Origin of the sequence: Neisseria sp. HMSC064E01 (assembly GCF_001808875.1) — a bacterium.
Taxonomy (GTDB): Bacteria; Pseudomonadota; Gammaproteobacteria; order Burkholderiales; family Neisseriaceae; genus Neisseria; species Neisseria sicca_A.
The window spans coordinates 21,557-44,900 of the sequence record NZ_KV794923.1 but is presented as its reverse complement, the minus strand read 5'-3'; the positions used below and the strand labels follow the sequence as shown (position 1 = coordinate 44,900).

Below are 23,344 nucleotides of genomic sequence, written 5' to 3'. Positions count from 1 at the left end.
TTCAGTAGGTCGGATTCTCGAATCCGACGGCTATTTGAGATGGCAGCGGCTTTTGTCGGATACAAGTATCCGACCTACTACTGCTGGATGATATGCACGTCTCGCTGCGGGAAAGGGATATTGATATTGGCAGCGCGCAGGTTTTCCACTACCTGCTCGTTCAACCCGAAGCGGAACGCGCCCAAATCGGCTTCGTTCGTCCACGCCCAAAGCGTGATTTCGATGGCGCTGTCGGCCAAGTTGGTAATATATGTTACTGCCTCTTTGCCTTGGGTCTGTACGCACAAAGGATGCTCGGTGGCGGCTTTCAAAACGGCGGCTTTGGCGGCTTTCAGATCGCAGCCGTAATCGACGCCGACCACCACCTGCACGCGGCACAGCGGCATGGAAGAACGATTCACGATGCAGTTGCTCATGACAATACTGTTGGGCAGGATGACTTCTTCGTTATCCGGCGTACTCAGCGCAGTCTGCACCATTTTAATTTCGCTAACAAAGCCTTCGAAGCCGTTGACCTTGATGTAGTCGCCGACTTTAAACGGACGGAACAGAATAATCAGCGCGCCGGCGGCAAAGTTCGACAGTTGATCTTTCAGCGACAAAGCCACCGCCAAGCCCGCGCCGCCGATTAAGGCGGTAACCGACGTGGTCGGGATGCCCAGTTTGCCCAGCGCGGCAATGATGATCAGGATTAACAGGCCGATATTGGCTACGTTGCCCAGAAAGCTCACCAGCGTTCTGTCCACTTTGGCACGGGTTAGCGCAGCTTTCATCAGGATGACGAGACGGGAGGCTATCCATCTGCCGACAAAGAAAATCGCCAACGCCGCAACGAGGTTGGTACCGAATGCTATGCCGGTTTCAGCGAGGCGTTCCCAGCCTGAGAATGAAGAGAGGTTTTCAAGATCGAAATTCATGATTTTTATTTATGGTTAAAGAATGGTTGGAAATTTGGATATTAATTGGTTTTGCAGCAAGCCTGTTCACATTTTCAGACGACCTTAAAACCGTGTACCTAGGTCGTATTGAATCCATGAAGGAAACCGCGCCCGTGATTGTATGCCTGTCGGCTGGAAGAATAAAGGTCGTCTGAAAACCATGAGATAGGTTTTTAGACGACCTCGGATGGGTTTTGGGTTTCAACTAGCGCGTGCGTACTGCACACACCCTACACCCGATGCCCAGTTTCAGTAGTTCGGATTCTCGAATCCGACGGCTTCTGAGATGGTAGGCTTTTGTCGGATACAAGTATTCAATCTACAGCTGGCTTACCCGCATCTTATTGAGTTAATCGTATAACTTTATCAGATAATTGATTAAATTCTTCATTAAATGTATTTCTATTGTCTTTCATAGTTTCCAGCGCATGGCCAAATTGCCCTGAGTCCCTAATATCGCTGTCTGTCAAAGCAAAAACCGGTTTTGAAAGTTTTTGGCTCATTGCGATTAATGAATTAAAATCGGCGATATTTGCTAAGTCATATGGTTGTAAACCACTAGTTGATACGATTGTTTGAAAGGTCTCAAGATCAATCGCACATCCTAATTCGTTAAGTTTAGGTACTAATGTATCCTTAATTTCATTTCGTATACGTTCTATCCATAATTCAAAAGATTTTGCAGCAGAACCATTTCTTGGACGATAACGTTGCTGAATTGCTCCAATGAAGGTCGGTTGATTTTTAATCGAAAAATCTGCTCCAAATTTATTAGCTTCTTTAAAACGCCTAATTTCCTCATGCCATCTGGGTATATGTGTGGCAAGAGAACCAATAGCTTGCCAACAATAAAAATCTGGCGAAGTAGGAACAATAAAATAATCCGATGACATGAGTACTACTTCGTTTAATCCTCCGACATTTGGACTTAAATCATATAAAATATAATCAACACCAAGCTTTTCAGCTACCATCTTGAGTACTTTAGGTAGATTTCCAGGAATATTTCTAGTAGCTGGAACGCCCATAGCAATCTTTAATGATACGCTGATTTGAGCATCCAAATCTGCAACCGAAAGATTTCCAGGGAGCAGGAATAATCCTTCTTGACTAGTTTCATAAACATCTCCTCTATTAGTACTTAAAAAACTATCAGGAGAAACGCCTTCAACTAGTGCTTCAACAATACTTCCCATATGAAGATTTTCACGTTTAGCATAAAAATCAATTAATCCAGTGTCTTCAGAGAGACTATCAAAACCTAAAACTAATCCACTCAAGTTGCATTGGGCATCTAAATCAACCATCAGTACTTTTTTGCCTTTGGTTGCCATGCTCCAACCCAAATTGAATGTTGTAGTGGTCTTACTAACCCCTCCTTTATGGTTGAATATACAAATAGATTTGACCATTTTATTTTCTCTCAGAATTTTAATGTACGAATAAATTAATAATTATACTGCAAATATTCATTTACTTGCAGGAATTTATATAGCTTTAAGTCCATTTTTGAAATGGTATTATCTGAAGAAAAGTCGTCTACATAGCATACAGTTATTGTTCATTGAAACCAAATCAACTTGGTTTCAATGCGCCTCTTCCCAATTCATACCCACACCGACCTCCGCCACCAACGGCACTTTCAACATCCCTTCGTCCACTTTTGCCATAATCTGCGGCAGTTTTTCTTTCACCAAATCCAGTTCGGCTTCGGGTGCTTCCAACACCAGTTCGTCATGCACCTGCATAATCAGTTTGCTCTTCAGGTCGTCTGAAACCAGCCAGCGGGACACGTCTATCATGGCGCGTTTGATGAGGTCGGAGGCGGTGCCTTGCATGGGGGCGTTGATGGCGGCGCGTTCGGCTCCGGCGCGGGCATTGGCGTTTTTGTTGCGGATGTCGGGCAGGTAGAGGCGGCGGCCGAACAGGGTTTCGACGAAGCCTTGGGCGGCAGCTTGTTCTTTGGTGCGCTGCATATATTCGGCGACGCCGGGGTAGCGGGCGAAGTAGCGGTCGATGAAGGTTTTGGCGGACAGGTTGTCTATGCCCAGCGATTTGGCGAGGCCGTATTGGCCCATGCCGTAAATCAGGCCGAAGTTGATGGTTTTGGCGTAGCGGCGTTGTTCGGACGAGACGTTTTCGGGGGCGATGCCGAATACTTCGGCAGCGGTGCGGCGGTGTACGTCTTCGCCGTTTTGGAACGCGGTAATGAGGGTTTTGTCGCCGGAGAGGTGCGCCATGATGCGCAGCTCGATTTGGGAATAGTCGGCGGAAACGATGACGCTGCCTTGCGGTGCGGTGAAGGCGCGGCGCACGCGGCGGCCTTCGGCGGTGCGGATGGGGATGTTTTGCAGGTTGGGGTTGTTGCTGGCGAGACGGCCGGTAATGGCGACGGCTTGGGCGTAGGTGGTATGCACGCGGCCGTCTTTGGGGGAAATCATTTCGGGCAGTTTGTCGGTGTAGGTGGATTTGAGTTTCGCCAGGCTGCGGTTTTGCAGGATGATTTTGGGCAGGGGGTAGTCGGGCGCGAGCTGTTCGAGCACGGCTTCGTTGGTGGAAATGCCGCCTTTGGCGGTTTTTTTCAGGCCTTTGGTGGGGATGCCCATTTTGTCGAACAGGATTTCTTGAAGCTGTTTGGGCGAATTGAGGTTGAACGGCTGGCCTGCGGCGGCGTAGGCTTCTTGTTCGAGCTTCATCAGCTCGGCGCCGAGTTCCGCGCTTTGGCGGGCGAGTTCGGCGCGGTCGATTTGCACGCCGTTGCGTTCCATTTCAAACAATACCTGCGCGACGGGCAGCTCCATTTTTTCATACATTTCAAGCTGTTTGGCGTCCATTTGCGCGCGCAGGTGCGCTTCGAGGCGCAGGGCAAAATCGGCGTCTTGTGCGCCGTATTTGGTCGCCTGCTCAATGGCGACGTCGGCAAAACCGATTTGCTTCGCGCCTTTGCCGCACAGCGATTCGTAGGTAATGGTTTCCAAGCCCAGCCAGCGTTCGGACAATTCGTCCAAGCCGTGTCCGAGATGGCTCTCGATGATGTAGGAAGCGAGCATGGCGTCGCCGGCGATGCCGTTCAGGGCGATATCGTAGTTGGCAAAAACGTGTTGGTCGTATTTGAGGTTTTGCCCGATTTTTTTCAGGGCGGGGTTTTCCAAATGCGGTTTCAGACGACCTAATACGTCTTGCAAATCAAGCTGTTCGGGCGCGGCGGTCAGGCTGTGCCCTACGGGGATATAAACCGCTTCGCCTGCTTGGAACGCGATGCTGATACCGACCAGCGAGGCGTTCATCGCGTCTAGGGATGTGGTTTCCGTGTCGATGCCGATTTTGTCCGCCTGCGACAGTTTGTCCAACAAGGCGGCAAACTGCGCTTCAGTAGTAACGGCTTGATAATCCAGCTTTTCGGGGGCTGGGGCATGTTCTATGATTTTTTCAGACGACGTTTCCATGTCCAACGCCGCCTGTTCGCCTATCGTATCGCTGCCAAACAAATCGCCGTCCGCCGCTTCGTGCATACGGCTTTCCGCTTCTTTCAACCAAGTGCGGAAGCCCCAGCGTTTGAAATCGACCGCAAGCTGCGACCATTTCGGCGAAGTGCGGCGCAGGCTTTCGAGGCCGTCTGAAAGCTCGGTGTGCAAGTCCACGTCGGTTTTAATCGTTACCAAATCATACGACAGCGGCAGTTGGGGCAGCGCGGCTTGCAGGTTTTCGCCGACCTTGCCCTTGATTTCCGCAGCGTGTTCCATCACACCAGCCAGCGAGCCGTAGGCTTCCAGCCACTTCACCGCCGTTTTCGGGCCGCACTTTTCCACGCCCGGCACATTGTCCACCTTGTCGCCCATCAGCGCGAGATAATCGCGGATTTGGTCGGGGCGCACGCCGAATTTCGCCTTCACGCCTTCAATGTCTAGCGTTTCGCCGCTCATCGTGTTCACCAGCGTTACGCGTTCGTTCACCAACTGCGCCATGTCCTTATCGCCGGTGGACACCACCACGTTCCAACCCGCTTCGCCGCCCATCGCCGCCAGCGTGCCGATGACGTCGTCCGCTTCGACTTGTGGAATCACCAGCACCGGCCAGCCCATCAGCCGCACCAAATCCGGCAAGGCTTCCGCCTGCGGGCGCAAATCGTCCGGCATCGGCGGGCGCGTCGCCTTATAGTCGGGGAACATCTCGTGGCGGAAATTCTTGCCCTTCGCATCAAACACCACCGCGCAATAATCGTGCACATAATCCGCCCGCAGCCGGCGCAACATGTTCAACACGCCGTAAAGCGCACCCGTCGGCGCACCGTCAGGTGCGGACAACTGCGCCATCGCGTGATAAGCGCGGTAAAGATAAGAAGAGCCGTCAACGAGGAGGAGAGTGGGTTTGGACATGGTGAACCTGCTTGAAATAAGTGAAAAATAGATGGATGGATTATAAAGGAAAAGCTCGGTTCTCCCCATGTATCCGCAAACGTGTTTCAGCGCGTCCTAGTGTTTACAAAAATAAACCATTTCAAATATTGCGCCTTGTCATTTCATCTTGTATATTTGCATACAAATGAATACAAAACAAATCAAACGAATATGAATGCGACAAACCGTATCCCAGTCAGCGTGAGAATCACCCAGGAAGACGCTGATTTTATTGCCGAATTAAAAATCGAAGGCGCGAATACGCCGTCTGAAAAAATCCGCGAGCTGCTCAAGCAGGCGCGTTTGGCGCATACGCAGACGCGCGATTACGGTTCCGCGCTGACGGCGCAGGAGCAGTTTTTCCAAGCGGCGAAACATGACGTGCTGCACGCAGAAAAGCAGGCGGGAGCGCATTCGCATATCGTCGCGCGTTTGTTTGAGCAGCTGCCCGACTTGGGCGCGACGCTCGCCGCCGACCTGCCCGAAGAAGCCGACCTCGACGATTTGAAAAAATACGAACGCGAACTGATGTGGCGCATCGTCCGCCTGACCGACAGCATCTTGCAGCTCGCCGTAACCGGCAAAGGCGCGGCATACGACGATACCGTGCTGCAACAGCTTGAAAACACTTTGAAACTGGCGAATATTGTGCAGCAGGCGGGCGAGGTTTAGGATGTGAATAAAAGGCTGACTGAAAAATGAAAATCCACCATTGGCTTCTGACCTTTATGTTCATCTATCCCTCTTTGGCAGTGAACGCGGACGGCGGCGCACAACCTGTTACCGAGCAGCAAGTCCTGAGACTGACCGAAATTTATGTGACGCAACATTACGGCAAACAAACCGCTCAAGCGCAAAAGCCGTATCGAGTGAAAAAAGACGGGGAACATTGGATTATTAGCGGCAAACCACCTAAAGCATTGGGCGGCAATTTCCGCGCCGTTATCGGAGCAAACGGTCATCTGGAAGAAATCACGCATAGCAAGTAGTGCAAGGTTTGAGGTCGTCTGAAATCCCCTTCCCTCTCATTCCTAAACATTCATGTCGGACATCAAAGACAGAGGCAACAAGATGGAAAAATGGATAGCAGAAGCATATGAATTATTTGCACCTTACAGCGTGTGCTTCCCGCTGAATATCTGCACTTGCAACAGCTGCTCTCCCGAAGATTTCCAACAGGCGTTGTTGGAGTATCCGTTACGCGAGATTCCTACCGATATGTTGCAGGCGTATTTGGGCAGCGTGCCTTTGGACAAAGGAGCTGCGACGGCTTTAGACATGAAACATTTTCTGCCGCGTATTTTGCAGGCTTTGGTCAACGAGGAAGATGTCCGATCGCTTGATGAAACGTTGCTCGATAAGTTGCGTTGCGATTTGCCTGAATGCTGGAAAAAAGAAGAAATCGATTGGTTAAAACGTTTCGCCGCCGCTTGGTTCGACTCGCAACTGACCGCGCCCCGCTATGAAGGCTGCTTGGTCGTTTGGCTGAATATGTTTCAATTTGCCGGATTGGATGTTGTCGACGAACTGCTGGCAGTGTGGACGGAACAGGCGGATAAAACGGCAGCTTTACGTGAATTTGTCGACTTGTATTTAGAGATTCCGTATGGCAGCAACGAGCCGGATTGGTACAAAGTCTGCTATCTGCCCGAGCATTGTCCAAATAGAACGCAATTCGCTGCCCGACTGTCGGCTTGGTTTGCCCACCCGGACACCCGCGCCACATTCAGACGAGCTTTAGAACAAGCCCTGCTGGAAGGCAAAGAAGACGAAAACGAAACATTGTCATGGGAGCAATGTTACGACTGGTTGGCACAATCAAATGCCCGCTAAACACAATATTTCTCATGATTTTATAAAGAAAGGAAAATCCAAATGAGCGAAACCCTATCCCGCAGAGTGGGCCGTCTGGTGAGCGGCGGTTTTCATGCCCTGATTGATGCGGCGGAGAACCTTGCGCCTGAGGCGGTTATGAACGAGAGCATCCGCGAAATTGAGCGGGCGGTGGACGAAGTGCGTGCCGAATTGGGCAAAGTGTTGGCGCAGAAACACCTTGCCGCCAAGAAAATGGCGGCCGAAAGCAACCGCCACGAAGCCATCGATGCCAACCTGCAAGCCGCCGTAGCCGCTGGGCGCGACGACCTTGCCGAGGCGGGCATCGCCGAACAGATGGACATCGAAGCGCGTCTGCCTGTTTTGGAAAACACCATCGCCGACTGTGCCGCGCAGGAAAAAGAGCTTGAGGGCTTTATCGCCGCCTTGCAGGCGAAAAAACGCGAGATGCAGCAGCAGTTGCAAGACTGGCGTGCCGCGCAGCAAAGCACGGGCGCAGGCAAAGCGGCAGGTGGCAGCGACCTCAACCGCATCGCCCGTGATGCCGAAAAAAGCGGCAACGCTTTCGACCGCGTGATGGGTCGTCAGAACGCGGTACACAGCAGCACCGATGCGGCGCAGTTGGCAAAATTGAAGGAATTGGAAGACTTGAGCCGCAACAACCGTATTGCCGAACGATTGGCAGCCTTGAAGGCAGGAAAATAAGTTTTCAGACGACTTCCTTTGTCGGAAAGGTCGTCTGAAAAGAAAAACGCCGCGCGGAGCTTGTCCTTGCGGCGTATGGAGGAACGGATCAGTAGTCGATGCGTTCGCTGATGATGCGCAAATCCGGCCATGAGAAAACGATGTCGTATTCGCGTCCGTTTTTGAAGGCTTCGGCTTTCAATACGGGGCGACCGCGGCGGTCATCGGCTTCGATTTCGTGAACTTGGTAGCCGCGTCGTTCGAGAATCCGCATCACTTGTGCGCGTTTTTGCTCGAAAGACGGATCGCTGTAAATTTGGTGTTCGATGTAGTCGTCATCGTAATACTTGCCGTCGCGGTAACGGTAGTCGTCATAACGGTCGTAATCGCGCTCATAACGGTCATCATAGCGGTCATCATAGCGGTCATCGTAACGGTCATAACGCTGCTCGTAGCGGTCGGTACGATAGTCGTCATCGTAATAGTCGTAAGGATAAGGGGCGGCACATGCGGTCAGTGCGATACTGCCTAAGAGTAATACCGGTAAGAGTTTTTTCATGTCGTATCCTTTCGGGACGTGGGGTAAGTCAAATCAAGAATATTCGGAAGCGGATTATAAATCAACGCGTTCTTCGATAATGTTCAAATCGGGATAAGACATCACGATTTTGTATTCCAAGCTGCCTTTGTAGGCCTCAAATTCCAAAACGGGTCTTGCCCAATGCAGGTCGGTGTCGGAATCGTGGACTTCGTAGCCCCTGCTGTGCAGGATGGACAAAGCGCGGTCGTGGTGTTGCGCGAACGCAGGGTCTGTCTCCATGCGGTATTGGGCGTAGTCTTCGTAAAGGTCGAAACCTTCTGCTGCAAGAAAAATGGCGCAAACAGCGGCGACAGGAAGCAGCAATTTTTTCAAAAGCGGTTTGGACGGTTTTGTATATTGCGACTGAGAATGTTTCATTTCGTTCCCTTTGCGTCTGTTGTCGGTATAGACATTTAAACACGCAGGACTTAGGGAAAAGTTAGGAGCGGTTTCAGACGACCTTTCTTTACGATACGCACAGGTCGTCTGAAAAATAGGGGAATTTGATGATTTTTGCCATTTTGATCGGTTTGCTAACCGCCGTATTGCTTTACTTTGTGATGTTTAAGGATTGGGAAGAATTTGTCGAATGCGTCGAATTCTATTGCACGCCCGACATTATCAGCGCGCTGCGGGGGCGGTATTGGGATGACGTATGGGCGGAAACCAAAATCCTGCTGTGGCTGGGCATCAGCGTAACAGCAGGCGTATCTGCCTATTTCTGGCTCAACTAAAGTCAGCGTTTCAAGGCGGATACCGTCTTTATTGCCGCGAACAGTAAATAATTGAAAGGAATGTCAAAATGAGCAAAAAACACACCTACCGCACCGCAACAACATGGACGGGCAATCTCGGCGAAGGTACATCATCCTACACCGCTTATTTGCGCAACTTTACCGTTTCCGCCGAGGGCAAGCCCGACCTGCACGGTTCCGCCGACCCTGCTTTCCGCGGCGATGCAGGTCGCTGGAACCCCGAAGAAATGCTGTTGGCCGCCGTTTCTGCCTGCCACAAACTATGGTACCTGCACCTGTGTGCCGATGCGGGCATCTGCGTTACCGCCTACACCGACCACGCCGAAGCGGTGATGGACGAAGGTGGGAATGGGAACGCGGGGCGTTTCGTCTCCGCCGTGTTGAAGCCGCGCGTTACCATCGCCGCAGGAAGCGACCGCGCCAAGGCTTTAGAACTGCATCACGAAGCGCACCGCCTGTGTTTCATCGCCAACTCGGTCAACTTTCCGATTGAATGCCGCGCAGAGATTGAGTGCAAAGAGGTCGTCTGAAAACCCAATACCCCTTTGAAATGCAAGAATAAAAAGGAACACGATAATGTGGAATTTAATCAACGCCCCCGAAACAGAAATCTTCGGCATCGCCATCGCGCTGATGGTTTTACTCGGCGTGTTGGAAGTCATCTCCATGCTGGCGGGCGGCATCAGCGACTGGCTGGACAACCTGCTGCCCGACAGCCTGACCGAAACTGCGCACGCCGAAGTCGGGCTGGACGCGGCGGACGCAGGCGTGTTCGTCAGGTTTCTGAGCTGGCTGTATGTCGGTCGCGTGCCGGTGTTGATGCTGATGGTCGTGTTCCTTGCCGTGTACGGACTGACGGGTTATCTCTTTCAGACGACCTTTGCCACCGTGTTCAGCAGCTATCTGAACGGATGGCTGGCAGCAGTCGCCGTGTGGTTCATTTCGTTGCCGCTGGTGCGCCTGACCGCGGGCGGGCTGTACAAAATCATGCCCAAAGACGAAACCACCGCCGTTTCGCAGGAAAGCCTGATCGGACGCATCGGCACGGTAGTGCTGGGCGAGGCGCGGGCAGGCAGCGCGGCGCAGGTGCGGGTGAAGGATGTGTACGGACAGCAGCATTATGTGATGGCAGAACCGGATTCCGACGAAGTGTTGAAACAGGGCGACGCGGTGTTGCTGGTGTCGCTGGAGGGAAATACGTTTAAGGCAATTTTGAACCCGAGCGGAAGCTTGGTGGATTGAGGTCGTCTGAAAAGATAAACGCCGGTTTGCAATGAACCATCATTTTTATCAGATTAGAAAAACAAAACGGGGATAGATATGGATCATTTGGCGCAGCCTGAGCGCGATATGCAATTCCGCATCGAAGCGTTGAAAAACAAGCTGCCGCGAGGTGTCATCGTTGTCGGCGATGGGCTGCTGTTTAAACATTCGTTATTTAGAGGTTTGTTGTTTCAGCCCTTGGTTGCTTTCTTGTTCGGCCTCATCGGCGTAGGCGGTCTCTGGCTGAAGATAGTGAAATGGATGGATCTATCGCTTTCTAGCAACATGACTTGGCTGCTGGCTATTGTATTCACGCTATGGTGGTTGTGGCATGCGGAACGTTGGTGGTGCGGGCTGACAACCCGAAAATCTATTTATATTGATCGCGAAAAATTGATTATTTACGGCGCATTCGGACGCATCCGTTATCAAGGCGGACATGACGGGGCTTACAGGAAGTTTGACCATATACGGAACATCGTCGGAGTCAGTCTAATTACCGAACGCAGGGGAACAACATTAATCGGCGGGCTGCTGGGCTTAGGAAGACACAATATTTGTACAACAGCTTCCCAAAACGCATTTATTGAATTAACAGGTTGGCAGTGGTATTCAAGGTAAGATACCCAGCTATCAGACTGCGAAAAAAGAAACACCCAAGAATATTGATAAAACACAAAACAATAATTAGGAAAACAAATTTGTATGGATAACTCTCTTAACAACGAGCCAAGTTTGGAAAAATCCAACTCGGCAGCATTATGGCTGAAACGGACAGCGGCCTTAATATTGTGGCTTGCCGCGTTTCTGTCGGGTGTAACGGCTTTGTATGGTCTGACCAGAGTGGGCAATGAACCTGCAAATCTGATACTCGTCGCCTTATTGTCGGCAGGGACGTGGTACGGTATCTATTTCGGCGGACGACTGACAGGCTGGTTCAGGGCGTCTGAAAACCCGCAAATCCGCTACCCCGCCATTCATTGGGCAATATGGACGCTTGAAACATTTTTCGCCTTATTTTTTGCAAGCATCATTTTCGATAAACAAAACATAGGATTGGTGGTTTTTTGCCTGATTTTTAGCGGCTTGGCGGGCGTGTCTGCATATTTGCGCGGTAAACGGCTGATTGCCGATTACAGGCTACGGAAAAATACCGAAGTCCGTGCAACGGTATGGCGGCTGATATGGAGCTTTATTTTTGCACTGTTATGGTCGGCAACCATCTTGCTCTGCCTGTATGCGCTTCTGCGCCAAATGGCATTGCCTGAAGGAATTGAGCCTGCTACTTTCTGCTTTATCTTCATCCTAACCGTACTGTCGGGATGTGCTGCATATTACTGCTGGAATGGGTTGGCAAAATTGTTCCAAAAATATGCTCAACAACAGAAAACGTGGTAGGTCAGATATCCGTCTCCGACGTAATTCGACATGATGCCTATTTAGATAACCAAGTCCGTAGCGTGGGCTTCGTCCACGAAGCAAACAGCTCGGATGATCGTTTGATTCAAACGACAGTAGGTTTCGCGGGCAAAGCCTACGCTACGGTTTGCAAAAAACAGAAATGGTAGGTCGGATTCTTGAATCCGACGAATTGCTCCGCTTCAGCCGTATTGCACATAACCCAAATTGTCGGATTCAAGAATCCGAATACCTTTAAAACCCAAAATTTTTAACCTTTCAGACGACCCCAAACCCTAAAAAAACCGTCTGAACCCACGCCCCTCAAGGGTATATCGACAACAAGAAAGGAAAACCCATGAACTTAGTTTCCATCGGCATCATCGCCGGCGTCATACTCGTCGCGCTATTCGTACTCGGTCTTATCCTCACCCGCCTGTACCGCCGCGCCAGCAAAGAAGTCTCCTTCGTCCGTACCGGTTTTGGCGGCGAAAAAGTCATCATGAACGGCGGCGCGATGGTGTTGCCCGTGCTGCACGAAATCATCCCCGTCAACATGAACACATTGCGCCTCGAAGTGCGCCGCGCGGCTCAGCAGGCATTGATTACCCGCGACCGGATGCGCGTCGATGTGATGGCGGAATTTTATGTCCGCGTCAAACCGAGCGCCGAGAGCATTGCCACCGCCGCGCAAACGCTGGGTATGAAAACCATGTCGCCCGACGAATTGAAAGACCTCGTCGAAGGTAAATTCGTCGATGCACTGCGCGCCGTTGCCGCCGAAATGGCGATGGAAGAGTTACACGAAAAACGTGTTGATTTCGTTCAGAAAGTGCAACAAGTCGTGAGCGAAGACTTGTTTAAAAACGGCCTCGAACTCGAAACCGTCTCCCTGACCGGCCTCGACCAAACCAGCTTTGAGTTTTTCAACCCGCAAAACGCGTTTGACGCGGAAGGTCTGACCAAACTGACCGAAACTATCGAAGGCCGCCGCAAAAAACGTAACGAAATCGAACAAGACACCGATTTGGCGATTAAAACCAAAAACCTCGAAGCCGAGCAGCAACGCCTGAAAATCTCGCGCGAAGAAGAATACGCCAAACTCGAACAAGAACGCGAAATCGCCGTGCGCCGCGCCGAACAGGAAGCCAGCATTGCCGAGCAGGAAGCGCAGAAAAAACGCGAGGCGGAAGAAGCCAAAATCGCCGCCGAACGCGAAGTGGATTTGAAACGCATCGCCGCCGAACGCGACATTAAAAACGAAGACATCCGCAAAGCCCAAGCCGTCGAGCAGGCGGAGGTCGAACGCCGCAAAGCCATCGAGCTTGCCGAACAGGACCGCGCCATCGCCGTCGCCGAAAAATCGCGTGCCGAATCCGAAGCCAAAGCCGAGGCAGACAAAGCCCGCGCCGCCGCCGTGCGTGAAGAAGAAAGCGTGATTACCGTACGCGAAACCGAACGCGCCGAGCGTGCCAAAGCGGTCGAACTGATTGCCGCCGAAGAAGCCGCGCAAAAAGATGCGATTTCGCTTACTGTCGCCGCCGAAGCCGAGAAACAGGCCGCGCAAGACCGCGCCGAAGCCGTGCGCATCGCCGCCGAAGCCGAAGCCGAGAAACAACGCCTGCAAGCCAAAGGTGAAGCCGATGCCAAAGTCCTGTTGGCACAAGCGCAAGAGCAGCAATACAAAGTCGATGCCGAAGGTACCCGCGCCGTGAACGAAGCCGCCAACGTCCTGAGCGTCGAGCAAGTCGAAATGCAAGTGCGCCTCGCCCTGTTGAAACACCTGCCCGACATCATCCGCGAATCCGTGCGTCCGATGGAAAACATCGACGACATCAAGATTCTGCAAGTCAACGGCTTAGGCGGATTCAGCGGCGCTGCCAACGGCTCCGAAGGCGTGTCGGACGGTCAAACCACACAAGCCAGCCTCGCCGACCAAATGGTCAACAGCGCCCTGCGCTACCGCAGCCAAGCCCCGCTGGTTGACGGCCTCTTGAAAGAGTTGGGTCTGAACGGCGGCGACATCAACGGTCTGACGCAAGGACTGGATAAAGGCATCGGCAAAGAATAAGCCGCGCCGTTAAGAAGGTCTGAAAGCAAAGGTCGTCTGAAAACCTGAAACAGGATTTCAGACGACCTTTTATCTTTTCCGGAAAACCTAGCTTACCCTCTGCGCAATACGGCGGTATTGACGTATTTTTGGATGCCGGTGGCGATGGCATCGGCGCATTGACGGCGGAAGGAGTCGCTGCCGAGCAGCCGCTCTTCGGTCGGGTTGGACAGGAAGGCGGTTTCGACAAGGATAGACGGAATATCAGGCGCGCGCAGGACGGCGAAATTGGCTTCGTCAACGCGGCCTTTGTGGAGCTGGTTGAGTTTGCCCAATTCGGTCAGGACGGAATGTCCGAGTATGCGGCTGTCGCGCATGGTGGCGGTTTGGGTCATGTCGAGAATGGCGTTATCGACGCTGCGGTTGCCGCTTTTGGAAACGCCGCCGATGGCGTCGGCGTTGTTTTGGGTTTGAGCGAGGAATTTGGCGGCGGAGCTGGTCGCGCCTTTGGTGTTGAGCATGTAAACGCCTGTACCGCGCGCAGACGGGCTGGTGAAGGCGTCCGCGTGGATGGAGACGAACACGTCGGCATTGCGGGCGCGGGCTTTGGCAACGCGCACGCCCAACGGGATAAATATGTCTTCGTTGCGGGTCATGTAAACGGTGTAGCCTATGCCTTCGAGGCGTTTTTTGGCTTCGCGGGCGATGGAGAGGACGACGTTTTTCTCTTTCAAGCCGCTCGGACCGATCGCGCCGGGGTCTTCGCCGCCATGACCCGGGTCTATCATAACGATGGGACGGCGGCCGCCGCGGTTGGAGCGCGGAGGCGTGTCTTGGGCAATGTTCGTGCGCTCGGCAGGACGTTGCGTTTGCATGCGTTTCGGCGGATTGCCGTTGAGCAGCGCCATCATTGGGTCGTTGGCATCGACGCCGTGCGGATAAAGGTCGATCACGAGGCGGTTTTTAAAGCCGCCGACAGGGGCAAGCGAGAAGACTTGCGGATGAGCGTTTTGCTTGAGGTCGATCACGACGCGCACGGTCGTCGGGGTGTTTTGTCCAGCGCGGATGCTGCGGATATAGGGGTCGTCGGGCAGGACTTTGCCGGAAATGCCTTGCAGGACGCTGTTGATGTTGGCGTTTTGGATGTCGACGACGAGCCTGCCGGGGTTTTCCAAGGCGAAATGCTGATATTGCAGCGCGCGCGAGCTTTCGATGGTGATGCGGGTATAGGCGTGCGAAGGCCAAATACGGGCGGCGACGAATTGGGCGGGCGGCGCGGCTTTGGCGAGGGCGGAGGCAATCGGCGTGAGGGTGAACAACAGTCCGGCAGTTTGGCGGACGACTTGTCTTCGTGTCAGTTTGAATTTAACCATGCTTCTAAACTTTTTTGTCCGTTGGCGGTGTGTGCGGTAGCGGTGCAGGTCCTGCCCTGCGCGGCGTGATTCAGGCATACGGTGATGTCTGCGGGCGGAGTGAACGCGCCGCCCTGTTGCGGCCATTCGATGATGCAGACGCTGTCAGGGGAGAACAGGTCGTCCAGACCCGCATCTTCCCATTCTTCGGGCGAGGCAAAGCGGTAAAGGTCGAAATGATGAAGCGTGAACGCTTCCAGCGGGTAGGATTCGACGATGGCGTAGGTCGGGCTTTTGACCGCGCCGGTGTGTCCGAGTCCGCGCAGGATGCCGCGCGTGAACGTGGTTTTTCCCGCGCCCAAATCGCCTTGCAGATGGATGACCAATGGCGCGCGCAGCGATTTTGCCCAACTTCCGCCCAGATCGAGTGTGGACTCTTCGTCGGGAAGCCGGCGGGAAAAGGTTGCGCCCTCGCTCATGAAATCAGCCTTGTCGTGTTCTAAAAATCTTAATTATGCTGTATTTACGGGCATTTGCAAACATAAGGGAGGATAAAGTTAGATAAAGATGTTCAATCGGTATCTTTGCCGTTTGCCGTCCAAACGCTTCAGAGGTCGTCTGAAAACGCCGTTTCCACACAACCCAAACCCTTTCAGACGACCTCCGTCCCTGTTAAGCCTTGCGCCGAACGTGTACAATCCGCCCCATCATACCTAATCCGTACAAACCGCATCATGACTATCAGCAAACAACGCCCCATCGGCGTTTTCGATTCCGGCGTCGGCGGCCTGACCAACGTCCGCGCCCTGATGGAACGCCTGCCGATGGAAAACATCATCTACTTCGGCGACACCGCCCGCGTTCCCTACGGCACCAAATCCCGCGCCACCATCGAAACCTTCGCCATGCAGATTGTCGATTTCCTGCTGGAAAACGATGTCAAGGCACTGGTCATCGCGTGCAACACCATCGCCGCCGTTGCCGGACAGAAAATCCGCCAAAAAGCAGGCAATATGCCGGTATTGGACGTGATTTCCGCCGGCGCGCAGGCCGCCTTGAACACCACGCGCAACAACAAAATCGGCATCATCGCCACCAACACCACCGTCAACAGCAACGCCTACGCCCGCGCCATCCACGCCCAAAATCCCGACACGCTCGTGCGCACGCAGGCGACACCGCTGCTCGTGCCGCTGGTGGAAGAAGGCTGGCTTGACCACGAGGTAACCCGCCTGACCGTGCGCGAATACCTCAAGCCGCTCTTGGTGGACGACATCGATACACTCGTTCTCGGCTGCACCCACTTTCCGCTGCTCAAGCCCCTAATCGGCAAAGAAGCGCAAAACGTCGCCCTGGTCGATTCCGCCATCACCACCGCCGAAGCCACCGCCCAAGCGCTCGCCCAAGCAGGGCTGCTCAACACTGAAAACGACAGCCCCGACTACCGCTTCTACGTCAGCGACATCCCCCTGCGCTTCCGCACCATAGGCGAACGCTTCCTCGGACGCAGCATGGAACAAATCGAAATGGTCTCGCTGGGATAAGGCGTATCCCGCATGCCAAAACGAGAGGTCGTCTGAAAACCGATATCAAGGTTTTCAGACGACCTTGCCGCGTAAAATACGCTACAATACGCCCTATTTCAAGTTTCTAAAATTAAAAGGAAAATTCAATGTTCAGCTTCTTCCGCCGCAAGAAAAAACAGGAAACGCCCGCTCAAGAAGAAACCCGCATTCAGGAAACCGCTGCCGAAGCCGTAGAACGCGTCGAAACCACCGTTTCGCAAACGCTTGAAACGGTTCAGGAAAACATCGGCGAAAAAGCGGAAGAGCTGACGGCGGCAGTCGAAACGGCGGTAGAAAGTGCAAAAGAGCACGCCGAAGAAATCCGCGAGACCGTAGTTGAACATGTTTCCGAAACGGTCGGACACGTCCGCGAGGCAGTCAGCGAAACGTCGTCTGAAACAGTCGAACAGGTGGAAGAGCGCGTGGAAGCCGTCAGCGAAACCGTTGCCGAAAATGTTTCCGCCGCGGTCGAACACGTCCATGAAGCAGTCAGCGAAGGATCGTCTGAAACCGTAGAAGCCGTTGAAACCTTAGAAACCCAAGCTGAAGCCGCGCCTGCCGCATCCGAAGAACATTCCGTACAACCCCTTGAAAATACAGCCGTCGCCACGTCATCTGAAACATCCGAAACGTCCGAAACCGAACCCAAACTCGGCTGGGCGGCACGTTTGAAACAGGGTTTGACCAAATCCCGTGACAAAATGGCGAAATCGCTGGCGGGCGTGTTCGGCGGCGGGCAAATCGACGAAGATTTGTACGAAGAGCTGGAAACCGTGTTGATTACCAGCGACATGGGCATGGAAGCGACGGAATACCTGATGAAAGACGTGCGCAACCGCGTCAGCCTCAAAGGGCTGAAAGACGGCAACGAATTGCGCGGTGCATTAAAAGAAGCCTTGTACGACCTGATTAAGCCGTTGGAAAAACCGCTGGTCTTGCCCGAGACGAAAGAGCCGTTTGTCATCATGCTGGCGGGCATCAACGGCGCGGGCAAAACTACCTCCATCGGCAAACTCGCCAAATATTTCCAAGCGCAGGGCAAATCCGTGCTGCTTGCCGCCGGCGACACCTTCCGCGCCGCCGCCCGCGAGCAGCTTCAGGCATGGGGCGAACGCAACAACGTAACCGTCATCTCGCAAACCACGGGCGATTCCGCCGCCGTCTGCTTCGACGCCGTCCAAGCCGCCAAAGCGCGCGGCATCGACATCGTGCTTGCCGATACAGCCGGTCGCCTGCCCACTCAGCTTCATTTGATGGAAGAAATCAAAAAAGTGAAGCGCGTGCTGCAAAAAGCCATGCCCGACGCACCGCACGAAATCATCGTCGTCCTCGATGCCAACATCGGACAAAACGCCGTCAACCAAGTCAAAGCCTTTGACGAAGCGTTAGGACTGACCGGCTTAATCGTCACCAAACTCGACGGCACGGCAAAAGGCGGCATCCTCGCCGCGCTTGCCTCCGACCGCCCCGTCCCCGTCCGCTATATCGGCGTGGGCGAAGGCATAGACGATTTGCGTCCGTTTAACGCGCGCGCGTTTGTGGACGCGTTGTTGGACTAAGCCAAATCGGGCAACAGTCCGATAACGAAAAATCCCGATACGGCAAAATGCCTACGGATGCGTTTTGATTCAACACAGCCATTTTGCCGCACCATGAAAAAGGTCGTCTGAAACCGAAAACAGGTTTCAGACGACCTTTGTTTGATGTGGCGGACGAAATATCGCTGCCGTCAATTTGTGCAACGCCTATTTCCCCTGCCGAAAAAAAGCGAAAACCGTTTGAAAGCAACCCTTACGGAGACAAGTAGCTTTACAAACGGTTTTCAGGTCGGCCTAGCGACCCACCAACGATTATTATACCAATATCATGCCTTTTTGACAAACTCTGATTTCAAATTCATCGCGCTGCCGTCGATTTTGCAACCGATATTGTGGTCGCCTTCTTGCAGGCGTATGCCTTTTACTTTGGTTCCTTGCTTGATAACCATGGAGCTGCCTTTGACTTTGAGGTCTTTAATCAGGACGACGGTGTCGCCGTCTTGCAACATGGCGCCGTTGGCATCTTTGACGCTCAGGGTTTCTTCGGCGGCTTCGCCGTCGTTTTCCGTCCATTCAAACGCGCATTCGGGACAGATGTATTGGCTGCCGTCTTCGTAGGTGTATTCGGATTGGCATTGCGGGCAAGGTGGGAGGGACATGGTGGGGATTCCTTTGGTTGAGAAGCGGGGAATTATAGTGGATTAAAATAAAAATGAGACAAGGCGGCAACGCCCGCCGTGTACGGGTAGTACATAAGGGCGTTGGCAACGCCGTATCATTGCAATTTTAATCCACTATATAAGGGAAAGGAGGCAAGGATACGACGGCTTTGTACCTATGCTTCAATACAAAACGACCTGTCTTGCAACAGGTCGTCTGAAAATACCGATACGGCTTAGAGGGACAGCGAAGCTGCCTGAATCAAACCGCGTGCTTTGGCTTCGGCTTCGGCGGCACGCTCTTGCGAGGTGAACGGACCCATTTTGACGACGTATTCGTAGTCGCGTTTCTCCATGGAAACTTTCGGATTCATTTTGCCGTAAGAAAGGTTTACCGCAGCTTGGTTCATATAGGCTTGCGCTTCGCGCTCGGTACCAAAGGATTTCAAATCGACGAAAATGTCTTGGCCGTTGTAGGCTTGGGCGCTTTGACCCGGAACGATTTGCTCGACTTTGACGTGTGCCGTGCCTTGGTTGATGAAACCTAATTGTTGGGCGGCGGCTTTGGACACGTCAATCACACGGTTGCCGTGGAAAGGGCCGCGGTCGTTGACTCGAACGATGACGCTTTTACCGTTTTTGGTGTTGGTCACACGGGCGTAGCTGGGAATGGGGAGGGTTTTGTGGGCGGCGGTCAGGGCGTTCATGTTGTAACGCTCGCCGCTGGAAGTTTTACGGCCGTGGAACTGGCTGCCGTACCATGAGGCGTTGCCGGTTTGGCTGAAGTTGGATACTTTGGTCATCGGCGTGTAGCGTTTGCCGGCGACTTTGTAGCTGCGGTTTGCTGAGGAACTCAGCTTCTCGGCGCGGACGATGGAGTCGGCTGAGGCGGAATGAATGGAAAGGATGCTGATTGCAGCAGCAGTCAGGGTGGAGAAAAGGGTGATTTTAGATAAAGTCAAAACGTAGTCCGTTCTTGAGTTGATAACGCGGCGGGATGGCTCCCAAGCGGTTTCAGACGACGTATTGGCGGTTTGACAAAAACCAAGCTGTTAAACAGTATCGCCTTGGTTTTTGTCAAACGGCTCAGGGAGACTCCCTTGCGGATGTTATACACCGCCTGCGTAACCGTTTTGCCGCCATGCTTCAAACAGAATCACGGCGACGGTGTTGGAAAGATTCATGCTCCGGCTGCCGGGCTTCATGGGCAGGCGCAGCTTTTGCCCTTCGGGCAGGGTGTCGAGGATTTCGGCGGGCAGGCCGCGTGTCTCGGGACCGAACAAAAAGACATCGCCCTCAACAAAGAAAACTTCGTCGGGACGGGTTTTACCTTTGGTGGTCAACGCGAAAATGCGGCGCCCTTCCAAGGCTTTGAGACAATCTTCGAAATTCTCGTGTACCGTCAGTTTTGCAAACTCGTGATAATCCAAACCTGCACGCTTCATTTTTGCCGAATCCAGCGGAAAACCGAGCGGCTTGACCAGATGTAAATCGGCTCCGGTGTTGGCGCACAATCGGATGATATTGCCCGTATTGGGCGGGATTTCGGGTTGGTACAAAACTATGGTAAACATATAAATCAATCACTTATAGAGGGGCATAATGCCGAAATGTTCCGCAGGTGTCAAAAACTTTAGCTATTTTTTCATTGGCGGACGCGCCAAACTCCAGCAAAAAATCTTGCCTGCGCCTGATTTTTTCAGCGTCCGCGCCAGTTCGTTCAGCGTCGAGCCGGTGGTGAACACATCGTCGATTAACAAAATATTACAGTTTTTCGAGATATGACCATTGATTTCAAAAGCATTTTTTATATTGCGCACCCTGTCTGCGCTTTTCAGCGTGCTTTGCGGCTCGCGATGTCGTCTGAAAACCGTCCGTCGCGGCAGCAGCGTCCAGCCGTAATGTCCGGACAGAATATCCGCCAATTCCTCGCTTTGGTTGAAGCCGCGGTGCAGCCGCCTTTCTTTGCTCAACGGCACGGGCAGCACAAAATCGAAACGCTCCGTTTCCAACCAGTCGGGCGCATGGCGGCGCATCAGTTCCGCCAGCGGACGGCTCATGCCGAGGTCAGCCAAATGCTTCAACGCGCGTATCATACTGCTGACGGGCGGCTCATAATACAGCGAAGCCCACATCCGCTCAAATGCCGGCGGCTTCTTCTGGCAGCCGCCGCACACCGCCCCGCCCTGTATCGAGCGGAAACACAAAGGGCAACTGTTTGCCGCGTCCGTAAAAAATTCTTCCAAGTCCGCCGCGCAACCGTCGCAAAAACCGCCATACGGCCGGGTTTCGCACGCCGAAACCAAGGCGTGGCATAATACGCAACGGCTTTTGTTCCGCCATCCCGCATTGCGCCACCAAGAAAACACATCCATAGAGAAAACAGCCATGCCGCACTCCGCCAAAAAAGTTTATCTGATACACGGCTGGGCAGCGAACCGCCACGTCTTCGACGACCTCATCCCGCGCCTGCCGTCCGATTGGGACATCCGAGCCCTCGACCTGCCCGGACACGGCGACGCACCCTTTGCCGAAAACTTCAACATCGCCGCAATTGCCGAAGCCTTCGCCGAAGAAATCGACACGCCCGCCCACATCCTCGGTTGGTCGCTCGGCGGCTTGGTCGCGCTCCATCTCGCCGCACGCCGCCCCGACAAAGTCCGCTCGCTCTGCCTGACCGCAAGTTTCGCCCGCCTGACCGCCGACGCGGACTACCCCGAAGGACTGTCCAATCCCGCTTTGGGCAAGATGGTCGGCGCGTTCCGGCAGGATTATGCCAAACATATCAAACAGTTTCTACAATTACAGTTGCTGCACACACCAAACGCCGCCGAAATCATCGGCAATATCCTGCCCGACCTCTCCCGCCACGGCGCACCGCCTGCCCTGCAAGCCGCGTTGGACGCCGTCAACCAAGCCGATGCCCGCCCCCTGCTTTCAAGCATCCAAACCCCGTCGCTTTTGGTGTTTGGACAAAAAGACGCCATCACCCCGCCGCGCATGGGCGAATACCTCAACCGCCATCTGGCGGACAGCGAATTGGTATTGATGGAAAAAGCGGCACACGCCCCGTTTTTAAGCCACGCCGACGAATTTGCCGAACGCTACCGCGGCTTTGTCGAAAAGGTCGTCTGAAAACCTTTTTGCCGTTGTTGCCGTTCAGGCGTGAATCCAAAACTTAAAGAATGACAAGGCTTCAGAGTGTGAAATCCGTCGGCAGGAACGATGCCTCGTTACTGCAACGACAGCCTTATCCCTTCCCTCGTCCGGCGGGGGAAGGTTAGGATGGGGGTGGTTTTGGATGTACGGAATAAAATAGAGCCATCCCCTCCCGCCGGACAAAAGAGGAAGCAGGTAACCGAGTGCAGCGGTTACTGTTTTTTAATATAGTCAATTGAAATTAAAAGAAATCCATACCGCCATTCTTATACACCCTAAATGGCGGCACGCAAACCCACCCTTCAAAAAAGAAGAAAAAGGTCGTCTGAAACATGAACCCCCAAGACAAACGCTGGCAAATCCACCGCCATCTCGCCCAAGACACCGACGAGCGGCTGCAAATCGTCCGCAACGCGCCCAAGCGCGTCCTGCTGGTCGGTGCGGACGCGGACATCAGCCGCAGCCTGCTTGCCGCGCGTTATCCGAACGCGGTATTCGAAGAATACGACCCGCGCGCCGACTTCCTTCAAACCGCCGCAGCCGCGCGCAAAAGCGGTTTTTGGCAAAAGCTCACCGGCAAAACCGTCCCGCAACACTGCCAAGCCCTAACCGACCCGCTGCCCGAAGCCGCTGCCGATATGTTGTGGGCGAACCTCAGCCTGCCCCGCGCGGACGAAATCCTGCCCGTCCTGAAAAACTGGGCAAACGCCTTGAAAACAGACGGTTTATTATTCTTCACCCATTTCGGACGCGACAGCCTGACCGAGCTGACAGGTCGTCTGAAAAGCGCGGGGATAGCGTGTGAAACGCCGACCTTAATCGATATGCACGACCTCGGCGACATGCTTGCCGACAACGGTTTCTACGACCCCGTGACCGATACCGCCAAGCTCGAATTGAGTTACCGCAAGGCGGCGACGTTCCGGCAGGACATGGAAACCTTAGGGCTATGGCACGCCTTGAAATTCAGCGATGACAAAGCGGCTGAAGCGTTTGTGGATAAGATTTTCGAAACCGAAGGCGGTCTGACCGTCACGCTCGAAACCGTGTACGGCCATGCCGTGAAAAAATTGACGCTGCCCGAGGGGGAAAATGTGGTGCGGTTTTATCCGAAAGACTGAACGGTTTAGCGGAATAAATGAAAGGTCGTCTGAAAACTTGAAAATCAGGTTT

25 protein-coding genes are annotated in these 23,344 nt (G+C 53.3%); 14 read left to right on the top strand and 11 right to left on the bottom strand.

Annotated features, from left to right (window positions below):
- Positions 1 to 77: 77 nt before the first annotated feature.
- From HMPREF2572_RS05025 to polA, 3 genes are all read right to left on the bottom strand, one after another.
- On the bottom strand, positions 78 to 917 hold the full coding sequence (locus HMPREF2572_RS05025; protein ID WP_070496505.1) for a mechanosensitive ion channel family protein: 840 nt from the start codon (positions 915 to 917) through the stop codon (positions 78 to 80).
- 362 nt (positions 918 to 1,279) lie between these two features.
- Positions 1,280 to 2,350 carry a ParA family protein gene (locus HMPREF2572_RS05020; RefSeq protein WP_070496504.1) on the bottom strand — a complete coding sequence of 357 codons (1,071 nt, stop codon included), beginning with the start codon at positions 2,348 to 2,350 and terminating at the stop codon, positions 1,280 to 1,282.
- Positions 2,351 to 2,524: 174 nt separating this feature from the next.
- The gene (gene polA, locus HMPREF2572_RS05015) at positions 2,525 to 5,314 is read right to left on the bottom strand and encodes a DNA polymerase I (protein WP_070496503.1); all 2,790 of its coding nucleotides are present in this window, start codon (positions 5,312 to 5,314) and stop codon (positions 2,525 to 2,527) included.
- A gap of 192 nt (positions 5,315 to 5,506) precedes the next feature.
- Between polA and HMPREF2572_RS05010 the strand changes: the two genes are divergently transcribed.
- The 4 genes from HMPREF2572_RS05010 (at position 5,507) to HMPREF2572_RS04995 (ending at position 7,873) form a co-directional block, all read left to right on the top strand.
- Positions 5,507 to 6,007: a hypothetical protein gene (locus HMPREF2572_RS05010; RefSeq protein WP_070496502.1), complete on the top strand. Its 501-nt coding sequence runs from the start codon at positions 5,507 to 5,509 to the stop codon at positions 6,005 to 6,007.
- 26 nt (positions 6,008 to 6,033) lie between these two features.
- Positions 6,034 to 6,324 (top strand): NTF2 fold immunity protein, encoded by a 291-nt coding sequence (locus HMPREF2572_RS05005; RefSeq protein ID WP_070496501.1) that lies wholly within the window; start codon positions 6,034 to 6,036, stop codon positions 6,322 to 6,324.
- Between the two features lie 82 nt (positions 6,325 to 6,406).
- Positions 6,407 to 7,168 carry a hypothetical protein gene (locus tag HMPREF2572_RS05000; protein WP_070496500.1) on the top strand — a complete coding sequence of 254 codons (762 nt, stop codon included), beginning with the start codon at positions 6,407 to 6,409 and terminating at the stop codon, positions 7,166 to 7,168.
- 42 nt (positions 7,169 to 7,210) lie between these two features.
- Positions 7,211 to 7,873, top strand: a complete 663-nt coding sequence (locus HMPREF2572_RS04995; RefSeq protein WP_070496499.1) for a PspA/IM30 family protein — start codon at positions 7,211 to 7,213, stop codon at positions 7,871 to 7,873.
- Between the two features lie 88 nt (positions 7,874 to 7,961).
- Here the strand turns inward: HMPREF2572_RS04995 and HMPREF2572_RS15045 are convergent, their stop codons facing one another.
- On the bottom strand, positions 7,962 to 8,411 hold the full coding sequence (locus HMPREF2572_RS15045; RefSeq protein ID WP_029609886.1) for a PepSY domain-containing protein: 450 nt from the start codon (positions 8,409 to 8,411) through the stop codon (positions 7,962 to 7,964).
- A 54-nt stretch (positions 8,412 to 8,465) separates the two neighbouring features.
- A complete protein-coding gene (locus tag HMPREF2572_RS04985; RefSeq protein ID WP_070496498.1) occupies positions 8,466 to 8,810 on the bottom strand; it encodes a hypothetical protein in 345 nt (114 codons plus the stop codon).
- A gap of 128 nt (positions 8,811 to 8,938) precedes the next feature.
- Here HMPREF2572_RS04985 and HMPREF2572_RS04980 point away from each other — a divergent pair, with 128 nt between their 5' ends.
- The 6 genes from HMPREF2572_RS04980 (at position 8,939) to HMPREF2572_RS04955 (ending at position 13,919) form a co-directional block, all read left to right on the top strand.
- Positions 8,939 to 9,166, top strand: a complete 228-nt coding sequence (locus HMPREF2572_RS04980) for a hypothetical protein (protein WP_070496497.1) — start codon at positions 8,939 to 8,941, stop codon at positions 9,164 to 9,166.
- 68 nt (positions 9,167 to 9,234) lie between these two features.
- Complete coding sequence (locus HMPREF2572_RS04975) at positions 9,235 to 9,717, top strand: OsmC family protein (protein WP_070496496.1); 483 nt, start codon at positions 9,235 to 9,237, stop codon at positions 9,715 to 9,717.
- A gap of 46 nt (positions 9,718 to 9,763) precedes the next feature.
- On the top strand, positions 9,764 to 10,429 hold the full coding sequence (locus tag HMPREF2572_RS04970) for a YqiJ family protein (RefSeq protein WP_070496495.1): 666 nt from the start codon (positions 9,764 to 9,766) through the stop codon (positions 10,427 to 10,429).
- A gap of 78 nt (positions 10,430 to 10,507) precedes the next feature.
- Positions 10,508 to 11,071 carry a hypothetical protein gene (locus tag HMPREF2572_RS04965; RefSeq protein WP_070496494.1) on the top strand — a complete coding sequence of 188 codons (564 nt, stop codon included), beginning with the start codon at positions 10,508 to 10,510 and terminating at the stop codon, positions 11,069 to 11,071.
- 84 nt (positions 11,072 to 11,155) lie between these two features.
- The gene (locus tag HMPREF2572_RS04960) at positions 11,156 to 11,848 is read left to right on the top strand and encodes a transglycosylase (protein ID WP_070496493.1); all 693 of its coding nucleotides are present in this window, start codon (positions 11,156 to 11,158) and stop codon (positions 11,846 to 11,848) included.
- Between the two features lie 358 nt (positions 11,849 to 12,206).
- A complete protein-coding gene (locus HMPREF2572_RS04955; protein WP_003743659.1) occupies positions 12,207 to 13,919 on the top strand; it encodes a flotillin family protein in 1,713 nt (570 codons plus the stop codon).
- Positions 13,920 to 14,011: 92 nt separating this feature from the next.
- On the opposite strand, the gene HMPREF2572_RS04950 is transcribed toward HMPREF2572_RS04955, so the two are convergent.
- Both HMPREF2572_RS04950 and tsaE read right to left on the bottom strand, forming a co-directional pair.
- Entirely contained in the window at positions 14,012 to 15,271 is a 1,260-nt protein-coding gene (locus tag HMPREF2572_RS04950) for an N-acetylmuramoyl-L-alanine amidase (protein WP_070496492.1), read from the bottom strand.
- Positions 15,253 to 15,729 carry a tRNA (adenosine(37)-N6)-threonylcarbamoyltransferase complex ATPase subunit type 1 TsaE gene (gene tsaE, locus HMPREF2572_RS04945; protein WP_070496491.1) on the bottom strand — a complete coding sequence of 159 codons (477 nt, stop codon included), beginning with the start codon at positions 15,727 to 15,729 and terminating at the stop codon, positions 15,253 to 15,255. Before tsaE ends, HMPREF2572_RS04950 begins: the two co-directional genes overlap by 19 nt.
- A 252-nt stretch (positions 15,730 to 15,981) precedes the next feature.
- On the opposite strand from tsaE, the gene murI reads away from it, so the two are divergent.
- Both murI and ftsY read left to right on the top strand, forming a co-directional pair.
- Complete coding sequence (gene murI / locus HMPREF2572_RS04940) at positions 15,982 to 16,794, top strand: glutamate racemase (protein ID WP_099048535.1); 813 nt, start codon at positions 15,982 to 15,984, stop codon at positions 16,792 to 16,794.
- Between the two features lie 128 nt (positions 16,795 to 16,922).
- On the top strand, positions 16,923 to 18,374 hold the full coding sequence (gene ftsY / locus HMPREF2572_RS04935) for a signal recognition particle-docking protein FtsY (RefSeq protein WP_083294156.1): 1,452 nt from the start codon (positions 16,923 to 16,925) through the stop codon (positions 18,372 to 18,374).
- A gap of 305 nt (positions 18,375 to 18,679) precedes the next feature.
- On the opposite strand, the gene HMPREF2572_RS04930 is transcribed toward ftsY, so the two are convergent.
- From HMPREF2572_RS04930 to HMPREF2572_RS04915, 4 genes are all read right to left on the bottom strand, one after another.
- Complete coding sequence (locus HMPREF2572_RS04930; protein ID WP_070496490.1) at positions 18,680 to 19,012, bottom strand: zinc ribbon domain-containing protein YjdM; 333 nt, start codon at positions 19,010 to 19,012, stop codon at positions 18,680 to 18,682.
- 236 nt (positions 19,013 to 19,248) lie between these two features.
- Positions 19,249 to 19,974, bottom strand: coding sequence for a septal ring lytic transglycosylase RlpA family protein (locus HMPREF2572_RS04925; RefSeq protein WP_070496489.1), 726 nt, complete (start codon positions 19,972 to 19,974; stop codon positions 19,249 to 19,251).
- Between the two features lie 147 nt (positions 19,975 to 20,121).
- Entirely contained in the window at positions 20,122 to 20,586 is a 465-nt protein-coding gene (gene trmL, locus HMPREF2572_RS04920) for a tRNA (uridine(34)/cytosine(34)/5-carboxymethylaminomethyluridine(34)-2'-O)-methyltransferase TrmL (RefSeq protein ID WP_070496488.1), read from the bottom strand.
- Positions 20,587 to 20,649: 63 nt separating this feature from the next.
- Positions 20,650 to 21,402 (bottom strand): ComF family protein, encoded by a 753-nt coding sequence (locus HMPREF2572_RS04915; RefSeq protein ID WP_083294154.1) that lies wholly within the window; start codon positions 21,400 to 21,402, stop codon positions 20,650 to 20,652.
- Here HMPREF2572_RS04915 and bioH point away from each other — a divergent pair.
- The gene (bioH, locus tag HMPREF2572_RS04910) at positions 21,401 to 22,147 is read left to right on the top strand and encodes a pimeloyl-ACP methyl ester esterase BioH (RefSeq protein WP_070496487.1); all 747 of its coding nucleotides are present in this window, start codon (positions 21,401 to 21,403) and stop codon (positions 22,145 to 22,147) included. The two genes, HMPREF2572_RS04915 and bioH, sit on opposite strands and share 2 nt — an antisense overlap.
- A gap of 356 nt (positions 22,148 to 22,503) precedes the next feature.
- Positions 22,504 to 23,292: a class I SAM-dependent methyltransferase gene (locus HMPREF2572_RS04905; RefSeq protein WP_070496486.1), complete on the top strand. Its 789-nt coding sequence runs from the start codon at positions 22,504 to 22,506 to the stop codon at positions 23,290 to 23,292.
- Positions 23,293 to 23,344: the final 52 nt, after the last annotated feature.

What these genes read in the sequence shown, in the direction of transcription:
- HMPREF2572_RS05025 (WP_070496505.1), bottom strand. Translation starts at nt 917, where the DNA reads ATGAATTTCGATCTTGAAAACCTCTCTTCATTCTCAGGCTGGGAACGC.
- HMPREF2572_RS05020 (WP_070496504.1), bottom strand. Translation starts at nt 2,350, where the DNA reads ATGGTCAAATCTATTTGTATATTCAACCATAAAGGAGGGGTTAGTAAG.
- polA (WP_070496503.1), bottom strand. Translation starts at nt 5,314, where the DNA reads ATGTCCAAACCCACTCTCCTCCTCGTTGACGGCTCTTCTTATCTTTAC.
- HMPREF2572_RS05010 (WP_070496502.1), top strand. Translation starts at nt 5,507, where the DNA reads ATGAATGCGACAAACCGTATCCCAGTCAGCGTGAGAATCACCCAGGAA.
- HMPREF2572_RS05005 (WP_070496501.1), top strand. Translation starts at nt 6,034, where the DNA reads ATGAAAATCCACCATTGGCTTCTGACCTTTATGTTCATCTATCCCTCT.
- HMPREF2572_RS05000 (WP_070496500.1), top strand. Translation starts at nt 6,407, where the DNA reads ATGGAAAAATGGATAGCAGAAGCATATGAATTATTTGCACCTTACAGC.
- HMPREF2572_RS04995 (WP_070496499.1), top strand. Translation starts at nt 7,211, where the DNA reads ATGAGCGAAACCCTATCCCGCAGAGTGGGCCGTCTGGTGAGCGGCGGT.
- HMPREF2572_RS15045 (WP_029609886.1), bottom strand. Translation starts at nt 8,411, where the DNA reads ATGAAAAAACTCTTACCGGTATTACTCTTAGGCAGTATCGCACTGACC.
- HMPREF2572_RS04985 (WP_070496498.1), bottom strand. Translation starts at nt 8,810, where the DNA reads ATGAAACATTCTCAGTCGCAATATACAAAACCGTCCAAACCGCTTTTG.
- HMPREF2572_RS04980 (WP_070496497.1), top strand. Translation starts at nt 8,939, where the DNA reads ATGATTTTTGCCATTTTGATCGGTTTGCTAACCGCCGTATTGCTTTAC.
- HMPREF2572_RS04975 (WP_070496496.1), top strand. Translation starts at nt 9,235, where the DNA reads ATGAGCAAAAAACACACCTACCGCACCGCAACAACATGGACGGGCAAT.
- HMPREF2572_RS04970 (WP_070496495.1), top strand. Translation starts at nt 9,764, where the DNA reads ATGTGGAATTTAATCAACGCCCCCGAAACAGAAATCTTCGGCATCGCC.
- HMPREF2572_RS04965 (WP_070496494.1), top strand. Translation starts at nt 10,508, where the DNA reads ATGGATCATTTGGCGCAGCCTGAGCGCGATATGCAATTCCGCATCGAA.
- HMPREF2572_RS04960 (WP_070496493.1), top strand. Translation starts at nt 11,156, where the DNA reads ATGGATAACTCTCTTAACAACGAGCCAAGTTTGGAAAAATCCAACTCG.
- HMPREF2572_RS04955 (WP_003743659.1), top strand. Translation starts at nt 12,207, where the DNA reads ATGAACTTAGTTTCCATCGGCATCATCGCCGGCGTCATACTCGTCGCG.
- HMPREF2572_RS04950 (WP_070496492.1), bottom strand. Translation starts at nt 15,271, where the DNA reads ATGGTTAAATTCAAACTGACACGAAGACAAGTCGTCCGCCAAACTGCC.
- tsaE (WP_070496491.1), bottom strand. Translation starts at nt 15,729, where the DNA reads ATGAGCGAGGGCGCAACCTTTTCCCGCCGGCTTCCCGACGAAGAGTCC.
- ftsY (WP_083294156.1), top strand. Translation starts at nt 16,923, where the DNA reads ATGTTCAGCTTCTTCCGCCGCAAGAAAAAACAGGAAACGCCCGCTCAA.
- HMPREF2572_RS04930 (WP_070496490.1), bottom strand. Translation starts at nt 19,012, where the DNA reads ATGTCCCTCCCACCTTGCCCGCAATGCCAATCCGAATACACCTACGAA.
- trmL (WP_070496488.1), bottom strand. Translation starts at nt 20,586, where the DNA reads ATGTTTACCATAGTTTTGTACCAACCCGAAATCCCGCCCAATACGGGC.
- bioH (WP_070496487.1), top strand. Translation starts at nt 21,401, where the DNA reads ATGCCGCACTCCGCCAAAAAAGTTTATCTGATACACGGCTGGGCAGCG.
- HMPREF2572_RS04915 (WP_083294154.1), bottom strand. Translation starts at nt 21,402, where the DNA reads ATGGCTGTTTTCTCTATGGATGTGTTTTCTTGGTGGCGCAATGCGGGA.
- HMPREF2572_RS04905 (WP_070496486.1), top strand. Translation starts at nt 22,504, where the DNA reads ATGAACCCCCAAGACAAACGCTGGCAAATCCACCGCCATCTCGCCCAA.